Source organism: Mycobacterium sp. E2462, assembly GCF_001672685.1.
Taxonomy (GTDB): Bacteria; Actinomycetota; Actinomycetes; order Mycobacteriales; family Mycobacteriaceae; genus Mycobacterium.
Map to the genome: position 1 here is coordinate 1 of NZ_LZKC01000431.1, position 1,168 is coordinate 1,168.

Here is a 1,168-nt window from a genome sequence, read left to right on the forward strand (position 1 = left end):
ACGTGGCACCGATGTGGCCGACCGCGAAGGTGATCAGCAAACCCATGCTGCGCCAGAGCATTTCCCCCAGGGCGAGCAGGCATACCAGCCCCGGCAGCCACAGGCACAGCTCACCGCCGTCGTCGACGAACGCGCTGCCGATCAGGGTGCCCAGATGCCCGCGCGCCAGATTGTGCAGGTTGGTGCTCATGCGGCTGACGGCGACGTGGCGCGCGTGCGGACCCAGGGCGTTCAGGCCCGCGTAGACCGCGATCAGCAGGACCGCGTACGCGGAGGTGACGCGCAGCGACGCCGCGCCGACCACGACTATCCCCGGCCGAGGGTGGTCATCGAGCCGGGGCGGGCGATCGCGGCGCGAGCCGGGATCACCCTGTGCCGGGTGGTGACGGTCAAGCGGGGCCCGGGCGGGCGGACCTTCGTCGCGGTCGACGGCGGCGGGATCGATCACCCGCGCGAGGCCGTGCAACACACGAAATACACCGTCGCGCTGGCGAATCGTCATCAGCCTTCGGCGACCGCTCAGGTCACGGTCGTGTGCCGCGACTGCGGCGCCGACGACGAGATCGCGCGCGACGTCCAGTTGCCCGCCGACATCCGTCCGGGCGATCTCCTGGCGATCGCGTGCACCGGCGCCTATCACCACTCGGTGGGATCGAGCCGCAATATGGTCGGTCGACCGCCGCTCGTCGGGGTGTCCGGCGGGCGGTCCCGCGAATTGGTGCGCCGAGAGACCATCAGCGACCTCCTGGCCCGCGACAGCGGCTGGCCGGGATCGGGTGGTGACTGATGGTGTCGCTGGGCGCCGTCCGCGACGCGGCGAGCCGCGGCGCAACCACGCTGCGATTGGACGCGCCCACCCGGGCCTGGGGCGGCGCGGCGTCGCTGCGCGTCACCTCCGCGTACGCGGTCCTGCTGATCGCGGTCTACGCGGGCCTGAACGCCCTGGGTCCGCACGCGCGCCACGTCGCCGTCAGCCGCATGAGCACCAACCTGCACAATCTGGCGCGCGGGCATCTGGGCACCCTGATCGGCAGCGCGTTCGTCGACGACGGCGGTGAGCTGTGCCTGTGGCTGCCGGGGCTGGTATGCCTGCTCGCCCTGGGGGAAATGCTCTGGCGCAGCATGGGTTTGCTGATCACCTTCGCGGTCGGCCACATCGGTGCCACGT

At 71.4% G+C, this 1,168-nt stretch carries 3 pseudogenes; 2 read left to right on the top strand and 1 reads right to left on the bottom strand.

From position 1 onward, the window contains the following. Nucleotides 1–304: pseudogene (locus A5714_RS21905) on the bottom strand (hypothetical protein); the annotation flags it as partial. 3 nt (nt 305–307) lie between these two features. On the opposite strand from A5714_RS21905, the pseudogene A5714_RS21910 reads away from it, so the two are divergent. Together A5714_RS21910 and A5714_RS21915 are read left to right on the top strand one after the other, a co-directional pair. Continuing rightward, nucleotides 308–787, top strand: a pseudogene (locus A5714_RS21910) (diaminopimelate decarboxylase); the annotation flags it as partial. Further along, nucleotides 787–1,168: pseudogene (locus A5714_RS21915) on the top strand (hypothetical protein); the annotation flags it as partial. The pseudogenes A5714_RS21910 and A5714_RS21915, both read left to right, overlap by 1 nt.